General features: G+C 72.6%; 9 protein-coding genes. 1 reads left to right on the top strand and 8 read right to left on the bottom strand.

The features are described from left to right. Positions 1-50 precede the first annotated feature (50 nt). A complete protein-coding gene (locus IGS69_RS25630) occupies positions 51-1,004 on the top strand; it encodes a bifunctional riboflavin kinase/FAD synthetase (RefSeq protein WP_190902844.1) in 954 nt (317 codons plus the stop codon). Here IGS69_RS25630 and IGS69_RS25635 read toward each other — a convergent pair. From IGS69_RS25635 to eccE, 8 genes are all read right to left on the bottom strand, one after another. After that, positions 1,001-2,074, bottom strand: a complete 1,074-nt coding sequence (locus IGS69_RS25635) for an ABC transporter ATP-binding protein (RefSeq protein WP_190902845.1) — start codon at positions 2,072-2,074, stop codon at positions 1,001-1,003. The two genes, IGS69_RS25630 and IGS69_RS25635, sit on opposite strands and share 4 nt — an antisense overlap. Further along, entirely contained in the window at positions 2,071-3,135 is a 1,065-nt protein-coding gene (locus IGS69_RS25640) for an ABC transporter ATP-binding protein (protein WP_190902846.1), read from the bottom strand. Before IGS69_RS25640 ends, IGS69_RS25635 begins: the two co-directional genes overlap by 4 nt. Then, positions 3,132-4,046 (bottom strand): ABC transporter permease, encoded by a 915-nt coding sequence (locus IGS69_RS25645; RefSeq protein WP_190902847.1) that lies wholly within the window; start codon positions 4,044-4,046, stop codon positions 3,132-3,134. The genes IGS69_RS25640 and IGS69_RS25645 overlap by 4 nt, the downstream gene beginning before the upstream one ends. Then, positions 4,043-5,092 carry an ABC transporter permease gene (locus IGS69_RS25650; RefSeq protein ID WP_190902848.1) on the bottom strand — a complete coding sequence of 350 codons (1,050 nt, stop codon included), beginning with the start codon at positions 5,090-5,092 and terminating at the stop codon, positions 4,043-4,045. The genes IGS69_RS25645 and IGS69_RS25650 overlap by 4 nt, the downstream gene beginning before the upstream one ends. 18 nt (positions 5,093-5,110) lie before the next feature. Beyond that, complete coding sequence (locus tag IGS69_RS25655; RefSeq protein WP_190902849.1) at positions 5,111-6,964, bottom strand: ABC transporter substrate-binding protein; 1,854 nt, start codon at positions 6,962-6,964, stop codon at positions 5,111-5,113. Positions 6,965-7,260: 296 nt separating this feature from the next. Continuing rightward, positions 7,261-11,199, bottom strand: coding sequence for an SCO5717 family growth-regulating ATPase (locus IGS69_RS25660; RefSeq protein ID WP_385864755.1), 3,939 nt, complete (start codon positions 11,197-11,199; stop codon positions 7,261-7,263). A gap of 302 nt (positions 11,200-11,501) precedes the next feature. Further along, positions 11,502-12,287 carry a hypothetical protein gene (locus IGS69_RS25665; RefSeq protein WP_190902851.1) on the bottom strand — a complete coding sequence of 262 codons (786 nt, stop codon included), beginning with the start codon at positions 12,285-12,287 and terminating at the stop codon, positions 11,502-11,504. Next, positions 12,284-13,600 carry a type VII secretion protein EccE gene (gene eccE / locus IGS69_RS25670; RefSeq protein ID WP_190902852.1) on the bottom strand — a complete coding sequence of 439 codons (1,317 nt, stop codon included), beginning with the start codon at positions 13,598-13,600 and terminating at the stop codon, positions 12,284-12,286. Before eccE ends, IGS69_RS25665 begins: the two co-directional genes overlap by 4 nt. Positions 13,601-13,662: the final 62 nt, after the last annotated feature.

The raw sequence follows: 13,662 nt of genomic DNA on the forward strand, positions 1-13,662 counted from the left end.
AACAACGACCGGACACGGCTTCGACGAGCTTTCGACAAGGAGCAGGCACAGTGCAGCGCTGGCGTGGCTTGGAGGACATCCCCCAGGACTGGGGGCGCAGCGTCGTCACCATCGGCTCCTACGACGGAGTGCACCGCGGGCACCAGCTGATCATCCGGCATGCCGTGGACCGCGCCCGGGAGCTGGGCGTGCCCGCCGTCGTCGTCACCTTCGACCCGCACCCCAGCGAGGTCGTCCGCCCGGGCAGTCACCCGCCGCTGCTCGCCCCGCACCACCGCCGCGCCGAACTCATGGCCGACCTGGGCGTGGACGCGGTGCTCATCCTCCCCTTCACGACCGAGTTCTCGAAGCTGTCCCCGGCCGACTTCGTCGTCAAGGTCCTCGTCGACAAGCTGCACGCCAAGGCGGTCGTCGAGGGCCCCAACTTCCGCTTCGGCCACAAGGCCGCCGGGAACGTGGAGTTCCTGTCCACGCAGGGCAAGACCTACGACTTCGAGGTCGAGGTCGTCGACCTGTACGTGACGGGTGCGGCGGGCGGAGGCGAGCCGTTCTCCTCCACGCTGACCCGGCGGCTGGTCGCCGAGGGCGACGTCCAGGGCGCGGCGGAGATCCTGGGCCGCCCGCACCGGGTCGAGGGTGTCGTCGTCCGGGGCGCCCAGCGTGGGCGCGAACTGGGCTTCCCGACGGCCAACGTCGAGACCCTGCCGCACACGGCCATCCCGGCCGACGGTGTGTACGCCGGCTGGCTGCACGCCCAGGGGGAGGCGATGCCGGCGGCGATCTCCGTGGGGACGAATCCGCAGTTCGAGGGGACCGAGCGCACGGTGGAGGCGTATGCCATCGACCGGGTGGGGCTCGATCTGTACGGGTTGCATGTCGCGGTCGACTTCCTGGCGTTCGTGCGGGGGCAGGCGAAGTTCGACACGCTGGACGCGCTGCTGGTTCAGATGGGGCAGGACGTTGAGAAGTGCAGGGAGTTGGTGGCGGCCGAGGGGGCTGCCTAGTTCGCCTGTGGGCCGTCTGCGGGTGGGTGGGGGCTTGTCGCGCAGTTCCCCGCGCCCCTGAGGGGCGCACGCGAAGCTGCCCAGTGGCAAGCGACCTGTGATTCCCCGCCCCCGCTCAGCACCGGCAAGTCCTGGCCCCTGCACGCGTCCGACACGCCCGCCCGGTCCGCCTCTCCACTGGCCAGGATCTGGCAGCGGGCGTGGAAGCGGCAGCCCGGCGGGACGTGGGTCGGGTCCGGGGGTTCGCCCGTGAGGACCACCGGGGCGCCGGGAGCCTCCGGGAGTACCGACAGCAGCGCCTGCGTGTAGGGGTGCCGCGGTGCGGTGAGGACCTGTTCCACCGCGCCCGTCTCCACGATCCGGCCCAGGTACATCACGGCGACCCGGTCGGCGATGTTCCACGCCAGGCCCAGGTCGTGCGTCACCACCAGCGCGGACAGGCCCAGTTCGCTGCGCAGGCGCAGCAGCAGGGCGAGGATCTCGCCGCGCACCGAGGCGTCGAGGGACGCCACCGGCTCGTCGGCGACGAGGAGTTCGGGTTCCAGGACGAGCGCGCCGGCGATGACGACCCGCTGGCGCTGCCCGCCGGACAGCTCGTGCGGGTAGCGCAGGAAGAAGCGCTCCGGCGGACGCAGGCCGGCCCGGGACAGGGCCTCGGCGACCGCGGTGCGTTCGTCGCCGCCGTAGCCGTGGATGCGCAGGCCCTCGGCGACCGCGTCGTACACCGTGTGGCGGGGGTTGAGCGAGCCGCTCGGGTCCTGGAGGACCAGCTGGACGCGTTTGCGGTAGGCCTTGAGGGACCGGCCGGTGTAGTCCAGCGGGCGGCCGTCGAAGGTGACCCGGCCCGCCGTCGGCTCGACCAGCCCGAGCAGGCTGCGGGCCAGGGTCGTCTTGCCGCAGCCGGACTCGCCGACCAGGGCGACGATCTCGCCCCGGCGGACGTCGAGGTCGACGCCGTCCACCGCGCGGGCCCGGGGGCCGCCGTGCCGGCCGGGGAAGGTGACGTGGAGGTCCTGGGCACTGAGCAAAGGGGCCGTGGTGACCTCGGGGGCCGTGGGGGAGATGGTCATGGTGTGCCGGGCCTCGCTTCCTCCAGGGCCTCCGGTTCGTCGGCCGGGCCGTTTTCGGGAGCCGCGGGCTCGGTCGTCGCCCGCTCTTCGGCGGCTTCCGCTCCGGCTCCCGGTAGCCCGACCAGCACACAGGCGGCCCGCCGCTCCGGCCCCGCCGCCCGCAGCACCGGGTCCTCCTCGGGGCACGACTCCAGCGCCACCGGGCAGCGCGGATGGAACGTGCAGCCCGACGGCAGTGCCGCCGGGTCCGGCGGGTCGCCCGCCAGTCCCTGCGGGGCGAACCGGGACACCGGGTCGCCGATGCGCGGGAACGCGGCCGACAGCGCCCGGGCGTAGGGGTGCCGGGCGTCCTCGTAGACCTGCCGGGCCGGGCCTTCCTCGACCACGCGGCCCGCGTACATCACCGCGAGCCGGTCGCAGGTGTCGGCGAGGACGGCGAGGTCGTGGCTGATCATGATCAGGCCGAGGTCCTGGTCCGCGACCAGCTGCTCGATGAGCCGGAGGATCTGGGCCTGGATCATCACGTCGAGCGCGGTTGTCGGCTCGTCCGCGACGACGAGCCTCGGGTCGCAGGCCAGGGCCATGGCGATCATGACGCGCTGGCGCTGGCCTCCGGACAGCTCGTGCGGGTAGGCGTCGGCGCGGGCGGCCGGCAGCCCGACCTGCTCCAGCAGTTCCCCGGTCTTCCTCTTCGCCCCGGCCGCGGTGGCCTTCCGGTGCAGCAGGATCGGTTCGGCGATCTGGTCGCCGACGCGGTGCACCGCGTTGAGAGAGTGCATCGCGCCCTGGAAGACGATGGAGGCCCCGGCCCAGCGGACCGCCCGCACCCGCCCCCACTTCATGGTCAGCACGTCCTCACCGTCGAGGAGCACCTCCCCGCTGATCCGCGCCCCGGCCGGCAGCAGCCGCAGCAGGGCCAGCGCCAGCGTGGACTTGCCGCAGCCGGACTCCCCGGCGAGGCCGAGCTTCTGGCCCGCCTCCAGGCGCAGGTCCACCCCGCGCACGGCGGCCGACCCGCCCGCGTACGTCACGGTCAGGTTCCTGACGTCGAGCAGACTCAACGCGACACCCCCAGCCTGGGGTTGAGGACGGCCTCCACGGCCCGGCCGCACAGCGTGAACGCCAGCGCCACCACGGCGATGGCGATGCCCGGCGGCACCAGGTACCACCAGTCCCCGGCACTGACCGCGCCCGCCTCACGTGCGTCCTGGAGCAGTCCGCCCCATGACACGACCGTGGGGTCGCCCAGGCCCAGGAAGGCGAGCGTCGCCTCCGCGAGGATGGCCGAGGAGATGATCAGGGTCGTCTGGGCCAGGACCAGCGGCATCACGTTCGGCAGCACGTGCCTGGACATGATGTGCCAGTGGCCGCCGCCGAGCGCCCGCGCCCGCTCGATGTACGGCCGGGTCTCCACAGCGAGGGTCTGGGCGCGCACCAGCCGGGCCGTGGTCGGCCAGGTCGTGACGCCGATCGCCACGACGGTGGTGGTCAGCGAGCGGGACATCACGGTCGCCAGGGCGATCGCGAGCACCAGCGTCGGCATGACCAGGAACCAGTCGGTGATCCGCATCATCACCGTCGCGTACCAGCCCTTGAAGTGCCCCGCCGTCACCCCGATCAGGGTGCCGATCGCCACCGACAGCACGGCGGCGAGCAGCCCGACCAGCAGCGACACCCGCGAGCCCCAGATCACCAGGCCCAGCAGATCACGCCCGAACTGGTCGGTGCCGAGCGGGAACTCGGCGCTCGGACTCTGCATCGGACGCCCCGGCGCGTCGGTCACGCTGCTCACGTCGGAGCCGACGAACAGCGGTGCGAACAGCGCCAGCAGCGCGCACAGCGCTAGCACCGTCAGGCCGTACAGCCCCGCCCGTTCGGAGCGGTACTGCCGCCAGAAGCGTGCGGCGGACGCCCGGCGGCGCTGCCGGGCCAGGGCGCGCGGGCCGGGGGCCGTCCCGGTCGTCGTCGTCATCGGGCCACCCGGGGGTCCAGCAGCGGATAGACCAGGTCGGCGAGGGTGTTCATCAGGATCACCGCGGCGGCGAACACGAAGAACAGCCCCTGCACCAGCGGCAGATCGGGCACGCTCAGCGCCTGGTAGAACAGCCCGCCGAGGCCGGGCCAGGAGAACACCGTCTCCACGAGGATCACGCCCGCCACCGTCCGCCCGAGGTTGATGAAGATCAGTGTCACGGTCGGCAGCAGCGCGTTCGGCACCGCGTGCCGACGGCGCACGAGGTCGTCGCGCAGCCCCTTGGCCCGCGCGGTCGTCAGATAGTCGCTGCCCATCTCGTCCAGCAGCGCCGACCGCGTGACCAGCAGCGTCTGCCCGTACTCCACGGCCACCAGCGTCACCACCGGCAGCACCAGATGGTGCGCCACGTCCAGGACGTACGCGAAGCCCTCCTCGCCGCCCGACTCCATGCCGCCGGTCGGGAACATGCCGGGCAGCGGCCCGATCCCCACCGACAGCACGATGATCAGCAGCAGCCCCAGCCAGAACGACGGGATGGAGTACAGCGTCAGCGCGAGGCCCGTGTTGACACGGTCGCCCAGCCTGCCGTGCCGCCATGCCGACCGGGTGCCGAGGAGGATGCCCAGCGCCGTGTAGAGGACGAAGGCGGTCCCGGTGAGCAGCAGGGTGTTCGGCAGCGCCTCGGTGATCTTGTCGACGACGGGCGACCGGAACTGGTACGACGTCCCGAAGTCGCCCGTGAGCGCCTTGCCGCAGTAGTCCGTGAACTGCCGCCACAGCGGCAGGTCGAGCCCGAACTCCTCGCGATAGGCGGCCAGCTGCTCCGCCGACACCTGACGGCCGCCCGTCATGGTCTTCACCGGGTCGCCGGGGATCAGCCGGAAGAGGAAGAAGCTGGTCACGAGGACGGCCAGCAGCGAGACGGCGGCACCGGCCACCTTGCCCGCCAGATACCGCGGGTACGCGGAGCTCTTGCGTACCCGCGGCCCGGGGGCCGTCTGCTGCTTGTCCTCGACCAGCGCGGGGGTCGCGTCAGCGGTCATCGGTACCCGCTCGCCGCCCTACTCGCGTTCCTCGGCGGTGGCCCGCCGCCGCATCGCCGCGAAGGCGCCGAGCCCGCCGAGGATCACCACACCCGCGACGATCCCGACCACGACCCCCGTCGACGACGCGTTGTCGGAGGACCCGCCGGAGTCCGCGGGCACCGCCGACCACCAGCTCCAGTAGCCGTCCTGGCCGTAGATGTTGCCCGCCTTCGCCGGCATGGTGGTGATCGACTTGATCTGGTCCGTCCGGAAGGCCTCGACCGCGTTCGGATACGCCATGACGTTCATGTACCCGAGGTCGTACAGCCGCGACTCCATCTGCTTGACGATGTCCGCCCGTTTGGCGGGGTCGTACTCGGTGAGCTGCCGGGCGTAGAGCTCGTCGTACTTCTTGTCGCAGATGAAGTTGTCCGTCGCGCCCGTCTCCTCGGGGGTCGCCGGCAGCGCCCCGCAGGTGTGGATGGACAGCACGAAGTCGGGGTCGGGGTTGACCGACCAGCCGTCGAACGCCAGGTCGTACTTGCCGGCCAGCCACGGGTCGGTCACGTTGTCCAGGCAGTTCAGCCGGACGCCGATGCCGAGCTTGCCCCACCACTCCTGGAGGTACTTGCCGACCGCCTTGTCGTTGGGGTCGGTGGCGTGGCACAGCACGCGGTAGGTGATCGGCTTGCCGTCCTTGCCGACGCGTTTGCCGTCGCCGTTCTTCTTGTACCCCGCCTGGTCGAGCAGCCGGGCCGCCTCGGCCGGGTCGTACGCCAGCTTCCGGTCCGCGGAGGGCTTCCAGAAGTAGTCCTGGAAGCGGGGCGGGATGTAGCCCTCGCCCTCGACGGCGTGGCCCCGGAACACCTTGTCGATGATGGCCTCGCGGTCGACGGCCCGGAACAGCGCGTTGCGCACCCGCTGGTCCAGCAGGGAGGGGTGGCCGTCGCCGAACTTCTCGCCGTTCTTCGCCTTCGCGCCCGGGTTGGTGGCGAGGGCGTAGAAGCGGCGGCCGGGAGCGTCGTTGACCTGGATGTCGTCCGCGCCCTTCAACGACTCCGCCTGAGCGGGCGTCAGGGACGGCGACCCGGCGACGAAGGACACCTCGCCCTTGCGCAGCGCCGACACGGCCGCGTCCTGGTCCTTGTAGTAGCGGAAGACCAGCTCGTCGAACTTCGGCGACCCGCGCCAGAAGTCCTTGTTGGCCTTGAGCCGTACGTAGCTGTCGGCCTTGTAGCCGCTCAGCACGAACGGCCCGTTCCCCACGACGGGGAAGTCCTTGTCGTTGTTGAACTCGGAGAAGTCCGAGACCTTCTCCCAGACATGCTTCGGCACGATCGGCACGTCCAGCGCGGCCATCGTGGCCTGCGGCTTCTTCAGCTCGATGACCAGCTCGGTGGGGCTCGGGGCCGTCACCTTCCTGAAGTTGCCGACGTAGCTGCCGTTCGCCGTGGCCGCGCCGGTGTCGGTCATCATCTTGTTGAAGGTCCACGCCGCGTCCTCGGCGGTGGCCTGCTCGCCGTCCGACCACGTGGAGTTGTCGCGGATCGTGTACGTCCACGTCAGCTTGTCCGGCGACGACTCCCACTTGGTGGCCAGGCCCGGGATGGCGTGGTTGTCCTTGGGGTCGTAGTTGGTCAGGTACTCGTACATGAGCCGGTGAATGCTCGTGCTGAGCAACCGGACCGCGAGGAACGGGCTGAGCGAGTCCACGCTCTGCGCCACGGCGACGGTCAGCACCTTCTTGCCGTCGTCGGCCGCCCGGGCCTGCTGGGGAGCCGGGTCGAGCGGGGTCGCGAGACCGGCGGTGAGGGTGAGCGCGGCGGCCCCGGCCAGGGCGACGAGCCGGAGGCCGTGCGGGAGGCTGCGTTTCTGATCGTTCGTGCCCATGGTCGGACCTCGCGTCATCGCTCGGACGGGAAGGACGGGTTGATCAGCTGTCAGATGCGTGATGTGTGTGTACCAGCGGCCATCTCCACCCGTCAACGGCGCGTTCACCCCTCGTGGCCTGCGGAAATAACGAATTGGCGAGCATTTCGCACCCATTGGTGGAGACCACTGACGCGCCCCTGGCCAGGGCCTGGCAACGGAATTCGCCCCGGAACGCACCGAGGCCCGCGCCGAGTCGGAACGGCGCGGGCCAAACGGGGATCGGCCCCTGAGAAGGGGCCGATCGGGTGAGCTGATTACTGCGTCGGAGGCGGGGGCGGCGGGGTCTGCCCGTCGGGCTGCGCCGGGTGACCGGGCTGACCGGGCTGGGGGTAGCCGTAGCCGGGCTGTGGGGGAGCGGCCGGGGGCTGCCCGGGCTGTGGGTAGGGCTGGCCGGGGTGGGCCGCCGGGTGCCCGGGGTGCTGACCGGGCTGCGCCGGCTGTCCCGGCTGCCCGGGCTGCGGGTAGGGCGGCTGCGCCGCGGCCTGCGGGTACGGCTGGCCGGGCTGGGCCGGGGGCTGGGCATACGGCTGGCCGGGCTGCGGGTACGGCTGACCGGGCTGGGCGTACGGCTGGCCCGGCTGCGGCTGCGGCTGCGGCTGCTGGGGCTGCTGCGGGTACGGGCCCGGTCGGCCGGGATCCGGCTGCTGCTGACCGGGGTAGACAGGCTGTCCCGGCTGGGCGTAGGGCTGACCCGGCATGGCCTGGCCGGGCATCGGCGGGGCGGCGACCGGCGGCGGGTTGCCGTCCGAGGTCCACAGGCCGTGCGACTGCTGATGGCGGACGAAGTCCTCCGCGACCATGGCCGCGAGGTTGAAGTACGCCTCCCGCACCTTTGGCCGCATCATGTCGAGGTCGACCTCGGCACCGGCGGAGAGATGCTCGTCGAACGGCACGACGACGACACCGCGGCAGCGCGTCTCGAAGTGCGACACGATGTCCTCGACCTTGATCATCTTGCCGGTCTCGCGGACGCCGGAGATGACGGTGATGGACCGCGAGACGAGGTCGGCGTACCCGTGCGCGGACAGCCAGTCCAGCGTCGTGCTCGCGCTGCTCGCCCCGTCCACGGACGGCGTCGAGATGATGATGAGCTGGTCTGCGAGGTCCAGCACACCGCGCATGGCGCTGTACAGCAGACCGGTGCCGGAGTCGGTGAGGATCACCGGGTACTGCTTGCCCAGCACGTCGATCGCGCGCCGGTAGTCCTCGTCGTTGAAGGTCGTGGACACCGCCGGGTCGACGTCGTTGGCGATGATCTCCAGACCCGAGGAGGCCTGGGAGGTGAACCGCCGGATGTCCATGTACGAGTTGAGGTACGGGATCGCCTGGACGAGGTCACGGATGGTCGCCCCGGTCTCCCGCCGCACCCGGCGCCCGAGCGTGCCCGCGTCCGGGTTGGCGTCGATCGCGAGGATCTTGTCCTGCCGCTCGGTGGCGAGTGTCGAGCCCAGCGCGGTGGTCGTGGTCGTCTTGCCGACACCGCCCTTGAGGCTGATCACGGCGATCCGGTAGCAGGACAGCACGGGCGTGCGGATCAGGTCGAGCTTGCGCTGCCGCTCGGCCTCCTCCTTCTTGCCGCCGATCTTGAACCGCCCGCCACCGGCCGCCGGACGGCTGCTCTTCGCCTTCTGCTTCTTGCTGTTGAGCAGCCGGTCGGACGACAGCTCCACGGCCGCGGTGTAACCGAGCGGCGCGGCCCCGGGGTTGGTCGGCTGCCGCTGGTCGTGCTGTATGGGCTGCGGCCAGGCGGCACCGGTACGGGGGTCGACGGGCTGCTGGGGCTGCCCGGGGTGACCCTGCTGCCCGGGCTGCCCCGGCTGCGGCTGGGGCTGCCCGGCGTGCGGGGGCTGAGCCTCGGGCTGCGGCTGGGCCTGCGGAGGTACGCCGGGGTGGGGCTGCGGACCGGGCGGCTGGGGGAAGCCGTAGCCGCCCTGGGCGTCGGCAGGGGCGCCCGGGTGGGGGAAGCCGTAGCCGGCCTGCGGGGCGGGGGCGCCCGGCTGGGGGAAGCCATAACCGTCTTGCTGGGCCGGGGCCGGGGCCGGGGCCGGGGTCTGGGCCGGGGCCTGGGCCGGGGCGGGCGGCGTGACCGGCTGCTCGGCCGGGGGCTGCTGGGGTGCCGGGGCGGGCGCGCCCTGCTGCGGGAAGCCGTAGCCGCCCTGCGCGGGGGGCGCGGGCGGGCCGTCCGGCTGCTGGGCCGGGGGCTGCTGGGCTGCCGGGGTCGGGGCACCGGGGTGGGGGAAGCCGTAGCCGCCCTGGGCGTTCGGCGCGGCCGGGGGCTGTGCTCCGGGGTGCGGGAAGCCGTAGCCGCCGGGCTGCGGTACGGGCTGGACGGGCGGCTGGTTCGGAGGCATCGGTGCGGGCTGCTGGTTCCACGCGGCAGGCGCGGGCTGCGGCGCCTGGGGCTGGAACGGCGGCTGCTGCGCCGGAACCGAGGGCTGCGGCGGCACCGGCGGCTGACCCTGCGCGGGCACATGCGCATCGGCGGGCCGAGCCTCAGGCTGGGGCTGCTGCTCGGGCTGTACGGGCTGTACGGGCCACTGGTGCGCGGGCGCCGGGGCCGCCGGCTGGTACGAGGGCGGCAGCGGCGGCACACCTTGCGGGAGCGGGGGAACCGAGTCGGACGGCGTGCTCTGCGGCGCCGGGGCTTCGGGGGCCGGGGCGGCCGGTACCGCGTCCTCCGGCTCGCTGTCCGGGGACACGAGGTCGGCGGGGGGTGCGTCGGAGGGCTCCTCAGGAGCAGCCACAGCGTCCTCACGCGGGTACTCGGCGTCGGCCGGCAAGGCATCCTCGGGCTCGGGCTCGGGCCTGACGTCCTCGGGCTCGTGGGCCTGCGACGGGGCGTCCTGGGGCTCGTCGGCGTCGGACAGGGCGTCCTCGGGCGCGGTGTCCTGCGCCTCGGCGTCCGTGTCGACGGGTACTTCGGGTTCTTCCGCACGGGCGTCGTCGGCGGGTGCCTCGTCCTGGACGCCCGTGTCCTCGGACTCACCGGCGTCGGCTGCTACGGGATGCGGCTCGGCAACCACGGGCGCCGCGTCCTCGCCCTCCGGCCGCGTCTGCTCCGGCCCGGCCTCCTCGGCCGACGGCACGTCCGCGAAGGCGTCCGCGTCCAGCGCGTACTCCGAGACTCCGTCGGAGGCGTCGTCGGCCTCCGCGTCGGAGTCGTCGGGGCCGTGGTCCTCCGTGTCATCCGTACGGACAGCGCTGCCGGCCTCGTCGGCGGCGTCGTCCGCCTCGGTGTCACCCTCGTCCTCGGCGTCGGGGGTACCGGCTGCGTCGGGCGTGGAAACCGCCTCCGCGGCCGCCCGCTCCTCGATCTCCCGCTTCAGGGCGACGGCGGAGAAGCGCATGGTGGCGCCGCTCTCCAGATCACCGGCCGACGTGTCCGCCGCACCGGCAGCCGCAGCCGGAACCTCGGGCGTACCGGACGCGGCGGGAGGAGTGGCCGGAGCCGCCCCCGGAGCAGGCGCGGGACCAGGAGCGGCCGGGGCCGTCTCCGGCGGAGCCGACGGCGTCCACTGCGCCTGATACCCACCCACGGGAATGTTCGGCACAGCCGTGGGAGAGGCCGGGCCCGCCTGCGGCGCCTCGGACTGCGCCGGCTGTGACACCTGCGGCTCGAAACCGCTCCCCATCGGCAACCTGGGCACACCGGCCGCCCCGCCGGCGGCCGGGGGAGTGAAGGGCGCACCCGGAGCGGGCGCCGGAGGCGTGAACGGAGCACCCGGAGCGGGCGGCGGCGCGGGCGGCGTGAAGGGCGCACCGGGAGCGGGAGCCGGATGCGACGCCGCGGCCGGTCCCTGAGCGGGATTGTGCGCCGGGAAGGCCGAGGCCCCACCGGAAGGGTTGGCATGCGGCGGCGGAGTCAGCCCGGGCAGCGGCGGCACGGGCCCCTTCGGCATCCCGGATCCGCCGGGCGTCCCGGAACCCCCGGGCACCCCGGAACCTCCGGGCCCTCCGGCTGCCCCCGAGGGACTGGACTCCTCGGACGCCCCCGTCCCCTGTCCCGAGGACGAGCTCCCCGAGGCGTTCTGCGTGTACCAGGCGGGCGGCGCGTAGTCGATGGTGAACTCGCCCGTCACCTCTGCTGCGGACTCCGCGTCGGGCTGGTCATCGCCGGGTGTCGCCCAGCCCCCGCGGATCCCGTCCCGATCGCTGCTCACAGTGTTCCTCCTGGTGTGGTCGAGCACCCTCATGCCGTGCTGGGGCGACCCTTGCTTGTCGTCCGACGTCGTACGAAGTCGTTTGAGGCGTGTCAGAGGTCGTCCGAGGTCGTCCGCTCCACAGGCTCCCCCGCTTGCCCCTGGGACGCCGACGCCTGCTCCACGTGGTCCGACGTCGATCCCTGTCCCAGCCTAATCACCACACGCCCCGACCCGGCAGGCCCGTCTGCCCCTCCATAGCAATGCTGGACCTCTAAACCCAGGCAAATGCGACGTAATTGCTGGCGCAACAGTTGACAAACCGGGTGCTGTGAACGGCTTCGCCGCCAGGCCCGTCAGTCCATCCGACGTGGCGTACCCAACAACCCGGTCTCCGCGTCCGTGGGTTGTGTCATCGCGTACTGCCGATCGCGGTCGGTACACCACAGGGTGAGACCGTCGGAGAGTCCCGGCAGGGAGTCCATTTCGGCCCGGGTGAGCGCCATCGTGCGGCCCAGTTCCGTGGCCTCGTCGGGCGACACCCTCTGAATCCCCACCAGCCGCGCCTGCCGCACGAGCCGCGGAGCGACCGGGCTGACGTACGGCAACAGCGTCAGCACCGACTGCCAGGGCCCGGAGACCACGCGACCGCGAGGTGGCCGCATCCCGCAGTCCCGTACCACCAGCACCGGCGTACCGGCCGAGGCGCCCAGCGGCGGCACCCGCCCGACGTCGTACACGGCCATCCCGTTCTGACCGCCCCCCATGGCGTGCACCATCGGCATCCAGACCTGCGCCCGCGCCGTCTCCACGGCGACCCGCGTCCCTGTTGCCGCCGCCCTGAGCGCGATGACCTGTACGGTCCACAGCCCACCGATGAGCACGACGTCGTACGGCAGAGGCCGATTCAGCCCGAGTACAGCGGGCCGGTTCTCCGCGTCCACGCCGATGACCACGCCGTCGTCGGCGACAGGAAGGGCGAGGGTGTCCAGTTGGTCGACGGTCACGGAGTGCCGAGGGTGTCTCGGACCGATCAATCCGAAGCCGCGGCGGAGTAGTTCACGCGCCCGCTCCGGGGCGGAGGACTGCGGCTCGCCCCGTCCGGTGGCCGCCGCCCGTCCTACGCGCGGGACCGCCGTCATCGGGCACCTCCGAGGGGCAGAGTGGCGAGCATGCCGGGCACCTGTTCCCGGTCGAGTCGGGAGAGCCCCATGCCCGTGTGCCGGGCCGCGGCCTGCACCGCGCGCCGGGCGGCGACGAGTTCGTCGTCGCCGCGCCCGGTGACCCGCAGGTGCCCGCAGGCGGACACCTCCTTCCGCTCCCCCTGTCTGAGCGTGAGGCTGAAGGTGGTGGCGAGAGTGGGGACGGCTGTGACCAGAGCGACGAGCTGCGGCAGCGACGGCGCCCTCTCCCCGCCCAGGGCGGGCCACCGACGGATCCAGTACGTGGTGTGTCTGCGGTTGTCGCAGCGCCAGTTCCGCCCCGACTCCTCGGTCCGCCGCTCCCGCGCATCCGTCCGCCCGGCCTCCGCCGTCACCAGCGGGTTGGCACAGGCCGACGTGGCGATGGCGGAGATCAACTGCTCCTCGTCGAGGAGGGTCGCCCGGAATCCGGATCCGGTGAGTCGGCTCGCGAGATGATCGGCGGCCCGCACGACGCACCTCTGCGCTCCGACCAAGCCGCCCCCGCGCGCGGCCACCGCTTCCGCGCACAGTTCCGGATCGAGCTTCAACGCGATCCATGTGATGCGTACGGCCGGCGCACCCGTCTGCTCCTGCAGGGGCGCGTAGTTGGCGACCGCCACGGACTGCCGGGGCAGATGGATCGCGGGCGCGGGCTGGGTGTGGAGCACGACCTGCGCCGACTCCAGCCGGATACCGTCCACCTCCAGGGCGTCGTGCACCAAGGAGAGCGGCAACGGCTGTTTGTTCCGCTCGGCCCGCAGCGCGGCGGCAGCGGCCTCGACATGCAGGACCGCGGTGACGAACGTACCGTCCCCGACGATTCCGACGGGTCGGCGATCGCGGCCGCTGTACGTGTACGTCCGCAGACTCGGGTCGCACTCCACCGCCGGCGCCAGCCCCGGCTCCGTGCCCTCCGGAATCGGCGTACTCGCGGCCCGACGCTGCCGTGCACGCAACGCCTGAGCCGTGGCCAGCCACTCGGGCAGGGAACGCCCGCGCCGACGGACGAAGGCGAGCAGGACCAGACAGCCGGCGAGGACAGCCGCAGGCGCCACGGCCACGGGATCGATCACCCATCCGACGAGCAGGATGGCCGCCGCGACCTCGATCAGGACAAGGCGTTGCAACCGGAACGCCCCGACCTGACCCGAACGCACCCTGGAGTGGAGCACGCCCGGCGAGGCCGGCCGCTGCGCCGGTCCCTGCCCGGACACCGATGCAACCCGTGTCCGTGATCGGTCACCGGACCGGGCGCGCGTTCCGGAAGCCATCACTCCATCCCCCCCGTTCTGCTGACGACTCGCTCGTGTCGCAGCACCGCACCATGCCCGTG

This window comes from Streptomyces tuirus, from assembly GCF_014701095.1.
Lineage (GTDB): Bacteria > Actinomycetota > Actinomycetes > Streptomycetales > Streptomycetaceae > Streptomyces > Streptomyces tuirus.

Bases quoted from the DNA above. Each gene is read 5' to 3' on its own strand.
- eccE (WP_190902852.1), bottom strand. From the start codon at position 13,600: ATGGCTTCCGGAACGCGCGCCCGGTCCGGTGACCGATCACGGACACGG.
- IGS69_RS25650 (WP_190902848.1), bottom strand. From the start codon at position 5,092: ATGACCGCTGACGCGACCCCCGCGCTGGTCGAGGACAAGCAGCAGACG.
- IGS69_RS25660 (WP_385864755.1), bottom strand. From the start codon at position 11,199: ATGAGGGTGCTCGACCACACCAGGAGGAACACTGTGAGCAGCGATCGG.
- IGS69_RS25645 (WP_190902847.1), bottom strand. From the start codon at position 4,046: ATGACGACGACGACCGGGACGGCCCCCGGCCCGCGCGCCCTGGCCCGG.
- IGS69_RS25635 (WP_190902845.1), bottom strand. From the start codon at position 2,074: ATGACCATCTCCCCCACGGCCCCCGAGGTCACCACGGCCCCTTTGCTC.
- IGS69_RS25655 (WP_190902849.1), bottom strand. From the start codon at position 6,964: ATGGGCACGAACGATCAGAAACGCAGCCTCCCGCACGGCCTCCGGCTC.
- IGS69_RS25665 (WP_190902851.1), bottom strand. From the start codon at position 12,287: ATGACGGCGGTCCCGCGCGTAGGACGGGCGGCGGCCACCGGACGGGGC.